Annotated in this window: 3 protein-coding genes; all 3 read left to right on the top strand. The window is 42.9% G+C overall.

The window, feature by feature from the left end; all coding sequences use genetic code 11:
* Positions 1–192: 192 nt before the first annotated feature.
* Entirely contained in the window at positions 193–990 is a 798-nt protein-coding gene (locus tag V7K21_RS04290) for a TIGR00297 family protein (protein ID WP_335171853.1), read from the top strand.
* Between the two features lie 445 nt (positions 991–1,435).
* Positions 1,436–2,218, top strand: a complete 783-nt coding sequence (locus tag V7K21_RS04295; RefSeq protein ID WP_335171856.1) for a peptidylprolyl isomerase — start codon at positions 1,436–1,438, stop codon at positions 2,216–2,218.
* Complete coding sequence (locus tag V7K21_RS04300) at positions 2,167–4,914, top strand: peptidase domain-containing ABC transporter (RefSeq protein WP_335171858.1); 2,748 nt, start codon at positions 2,167–2,169, stop codon at positions 4,912–4,914. Before V7K21_RS04295 ends, V7K21_RS04300 begins: the two co-directional genes overlap by 52 nt.
* Positions 4,915–5,506: the final 592 nt, after the last annotated feature.

Genomic DNA, 5,506 nt, shown 5'->3' on the forward strand with positions numbered 1-5,506 from the left:
TTTTGATCTTTTTCTTCTGGATTCATGCTTGAACACTACCATCTTTCTTCCCTCATGGGAATATTCCTGACATTCCTACCTGGGCAGTTACCATATTATTTAAATTGGGGAGGTGTCAAAAATTAAGCATTAAGGGTGATAAATTCGTTATTCTGTTGATATTCAGACAAAACTACTCATGATTAATTGCTGATGTCATCCTTAATTGATTCTGTTAATCCCTGGTTGGTGGCGGTAGGATTAAACACAATTCTAGTGGGTTTAGCTTGGATTGTGCCGAAAAAGCTGCTTACTCCAGCAGGGTTATTGCACGCTTGGTTTCTAGCCATTTTAATTTGGGTAACTTTAGGCTGGCAAGGATATGCAGTAGTAATGTTCTATTTTCTGGTTGGTTCTGGGGTCACCCGCATTGGTATGGCGCAGAAGGAGGCTGAAGGAATTGCCGAAAAGCGTTCTGGGGCAAGAGGCCCAGAAAATGTCTGGGGTTCGGCTTTGACTGGGGCGCTGTGTGCTTTGGGAGTAGGGATAATAAATTCGGGATTTATCGTACCTAGTGCCCAATTTCTAGTCCCCAATCTCCAGTCCCTACTTTTGTTAGGCTATGTAGCGAGTTTCAGTACCAAGCTGGCTGACACTACTGCTAGCGAAGTCGGTAAAGCGTATGGTAAAAGCACCTTTCTAATTACCACACTCCAACCAGTACCTCGCGGTACCGAAGGGGCGGTAAGTTTGGAAGGAACTTTAGCTGGTATTGTGGCTTCTGTAGCGATCGCATTTGTTGGTTGGGGAGTTGGTTTAATTGATCTATTGGGAGTAGCTTGGTGTGTACTGGCAGCATTTATTGCCACCAACTTAGAAAGTGTGATTGGGGCAACACTCCAATCTAAATATACTTGGCTGACCAATGAAGTAGTTAATATTTTTAATACTTTAATCGGTGCGATCGCGGCTGTGCTACTTGCCTGGACATGGATCAGCATCATTAAGTAGCTCGGTAAGAATAAATAATTACTCGTTAATATCGGGTATAGTATAGGTTTTTTACACCACTTGCGACAACTTTGGTCACCTGAGCAACGTAGTGGCTTGACTTTTAGCAACTAGGATAAAAAACTGGCAAGAAACAATTATTAATATATTTTGTTTTATTTTCGCCTACCTGAGCATTTCTCTAAATCTATAAAGATTTGGTTACACAACTTGCTTTGCTTTACAACTGATATTTTCAATCCTGTTTTGTCCCCACTAGACCGTAAAAGGAATCATGGGAAATTATTTTATTTACTAGGTATATAATTTTTTGACCATTTAGATGTAATTAATTCATGGAATATTTATCATATTGATCCATTAATGACAAGATAATTTATATATGTTCTATATGATTTAATTTAAAAGTTCTATAAGTGTTTAACCATATTAACATAATTAATTCATGGAACCTTTATCATTTTTGACAATCAATGACCAAATAATTTCTCTTGAGGAAGCAATAAAGTACCTGCAAACCTCTGGAAAATTGGGACACTTCATTGGGGATATTCTTCGCCAGTACGTAATTGAAGAAGAAATCCGAACCCGAGACGATGTTGAGATTGGTACAGCAATAACTGAACAGGCAATTATTGACTTTAGGCTGAAAAATCAATTGACTGACCCCCAAAGTTTTCAAGAATGGTTAAAGACTAATAACACAGATTACGCTACCTTTCACACATCGGTTGCTTTTGGTTACAAGTTAGAAAAGCTAAAAGCTGTAGTGACCCAACCAAAACTCCAAGAATATTTTATTGAACGCAAAATTTTTTTGGATCGGGTAGTGCTTTCCCGGATCGTTGTTGATAATCAAGAACTGGCAGACGAACTACAAACCCAAATTGAAGAAGGAGGTAGCTTTGAGCAACTAGCCAAAGAGTATTCACTTTCAGATGACCGAATTGTGAACGGCATGATGGGAATAGTCAGCCGAGGAAGTATGCCGGATATATTACGGGCAGCTATTGATGTGGCGAGTCCTGGACAATTAGTAGGACCAATAGAAATCGTTGGCAAAGACTCTCCCCCAGGAGAAGGACCTTATGGTTTGTTTCGAGTAGAACAATTTCTGCCAGCGTCTTTAGAAGATACTCAACTAAATCTTGCACTACAAAATGAGTTATTTGAGAAATGGCTAGCAGAGAAAATTCAAAAACTGACAGTCAAATTACAAGTGAGTTAAATATTCTGGATAATGAATCTTTACGATTAAAAGTGCTAGCTTCTTTGCCTCGGAATCAGCCACCGCTATGCTGGCTGACTCCCGAACAACAATCCCGATTGGAAAATGAGTCCCAAACCCGTCAGTATCGTCTTGGAGAAAAAATCTGGTCAAACGATGTCGGCGGTTACCAATTCTTAATTGTGGCTGGAAAAGTTCGCTTGCGAGACGACAGTCGCGACAAGTCGGCAAAGCTGCCCAAGGCGCTGTCTCAAGAGGGCGTTGGTAAACCAATAGCCGCCCTAGATGTAGGGGATTGGTTTGGTGACTTACAAAAGCTGTCTGGGGATTTTAAAGCTGTAGCTGCTAGTAAAGAAGTGGTAGTAGTGTATTGGGATACAGCGTTGTGGGCAGAATTTTCTAACCCACAAATTCAGGAGTTCTGGCAAGTATTACCAGTGGGCATGGAGAGAGAAAAGGAGACATTTTCCTTCTCTTCGACTCGTTCACTAGCGCCAGCCTCGGTGGGAACTTCCAGCCCCCACAGCCTCCAACCCCAAAGAGGACTCCCACCCGCCAATCTAATCGTCTCAAATTATCCGTTTGTTGCCAGCTGGAACACCGCTGCTGCTTGTTTAACAATGGTGGCGCAACAGTTAGAAAATTCTGTGCAACTGGAATGGGTGCAGCGCCAACTCAGAGGACAACGCCCAAAACAGGTTGTAGAAGCAGCAGAAAAGTTAGGGTTAGTCGTGCGGCGGTTACAAGTGAATTGGGGTGAGTTGCGACAGCTGTCATTTCCAGCCTTACTGCTGTGGAATTCTGACTCACCCCAGAGTCCATCTTGGGTGGTAGCCTATGGAGTTAAGAGCGATCGTTTAATTATCGCTAACCCTCTAAATCCCGATCGGATTTGCGAAAGCTTGCCGCAGTCGATAGTTGAGGCGTCTTGGGATGGACAATTGTGGCAAGTAGAACTAATATCTCAGCAAGAAAAATTTAACCTCAGTTGGTTCACCCCAGCAGTTTGGAAGTATAAGGGATTGCTAACAGAAGTATTGTTAGCATCTTTTACCTTGCAGCTTTTGGGGTTAACAACACCACTAATTACGCAAGTTGTCATTGATAAAGTGATGGTGCAGGGGAGTTTGCCGACTCTCGATGTGATGGCGATCGCACTTTTGTTCGTAGCCATATTTGAGTCCATACTTGGTATTCTGCGGCTATTCATCTTTACTCATACAGCCCGTCGTCTGGATTTGAGTTTATCAGCACAGCTATTTCGCCACCTAATGCGTCTGCCTTTAGCTTATTTTGAATCGCGGCGCGTCGGAGACACAATAGCACGAGTCCAAGAACTCGAACAAATTCGTCAGTTTCTTACCGGTACAGCATTAACTGTAATTTTAGATAGCATCTTTGCTGTGGTGTACCTGGCATTGATGTTTTACTATAATGTTCCACTCACCTTTGTCGCCTTAGCAGTACTACCACTATTTGCCACATTGACGATAGTTGCAACACCAATTCTGCGTAACTGGCTCAACGAAACTTTTAACCGCAGTGCCGATAGTCAATCGTTTCTAGTAGAGACAATCACAGGAATTCACTCCGTTAAAGCCCATGCAGCAGAACCAGTCGCCCGCGATCGCTGGGAAGGCTTGTTTGCTCGCTTCATTCGCACAGGTTTTAAAGCTTCTACCACCTCCAATATCAGCAGCAACATTGGTGACTTTCTCACCAATTTTTCCACCATGCTGATTCTCTGGTTTGGAGCCAAGTTAGTCATCGAACAAAAGCTCACAATCGGACAGCTAGTTGCCTTTCAAATGCTGTCTGGCAGAGTCACAGGACCACTTTTGCGCTTAGTACAGTTGTGGCAAAATCTCCAACAAGTGCTACTTTCTGTAGATCGCATTGGTGATATTCTTAACGTCTCTCCAGAAGCTGAACTGGGAACTGGCCTAGTTTTACCATCCCTGAAAGGTCAAGTCACCTTTGAGCAAGTATTTTTCCGCTACCGGCCAAACTTTGAAGCAATTCTGCGGGGAATATCTTTCAATGTCGAACCAGGGCAATTTGTTGGCATTGTTGGACGCAGCGGTTCTGGTAAAAGTACGGTGTCTAAGCTATTGCAACGCCTCTATCAAATTGAATCAGGACGCATCCTTATTGATGGTTTTGATATTAAAAGTGCCGATTTAGCCTCACTGCGGCAACAAGTTAGTGTAGTTCTCCAAGAAGACTTTTTATTCAACGGTTCCATTTTGGAAAATATCACTCTCGGTAGTCCTGACATTACCGCAGAGAAAGTAGTAGAGGCGGCAAGATTAGCAGTGGCCCACGACTTTATCAGTCAATTACCCTACGGTTACGAAACCAATGTTGGTGAACGCGGTACAGCTTTATCTGGCGGACAGAGACAACGTATTGCCCTAGCAAGGCTATTTCTTTCCCAAGCACCGATTTTAGTTTTGGATGAAGCTACCAGCGCTTTAGATAGTGAAACTGAACAGCTGGTACTGCATAACCTACAAAAAATTTCCGCTAATCGTACCGTGTTCCTCATTGCTCACCGTTTTGCCCCCCTCAAACGTGCTGATTTGATTTTGGTATTAGAGCAAGGCGTGATTGCCGAACGTGGTACTCACTCTCAGTTGTTGCAACAAAAGGGTTTGTACTGGTCACTATATCAACGGCAGCAGGCAAATATCTAGTCAAGCAATTTTGGATTTTGGACTTCGGCTCCTTTCGGCTTACCTGGGCTTCGCCCAACTCTTGGAGAGGCTACGCCCTAAGCGTAGCTATGCCGCAGGCTTTACGACGCCGGCTCCATCGAGCGGACTTGTACTGAGCGCAGCCGAAGTAGCCGAGATGCTCAGGCTAAACTCGGCACAAGTCGCTCAAGGCAAGTCGCTCAGTCGAACGATTTTAGATTTTAGATTGACCCCAGCAATCAAGTCACTTGAAAAGTTAATTAATGCAAGGATTTTGGATAATAGAATTATTCTCGCGTTCTAATTCGGGGGTAACTCTACCAGACGCGCAAGGGAGAAACATGCATTAAATTTTGGATTGGGCACTTACTAATTTTTTGTTATTAAAAGGTTGCTCTATTTACGCCGTGGCCTACTAGGAACAATTGTTTTTAAGGTATAAAAATAGGTGCGTTACACTCTGTTAACGCACCTTACTGGCATGACACAGTTAAGGTTACAGCACTTGCGTCTATTATGAGGTACACTAGATTAAAATATAAATACTTTTAAATGAAGTCATACTCTGTCGATCTTCGAGAAAAAATAGTTG

This window comes from Nostoc sp., from assembly GCF_036919595.1.
In the GTDB taxonomy this organism is placed as follows: Bacteria; Cyanobacteriota; Cyanobacteriia; order Cyanobacteriales; family Nostocaceae; genus Nostoc.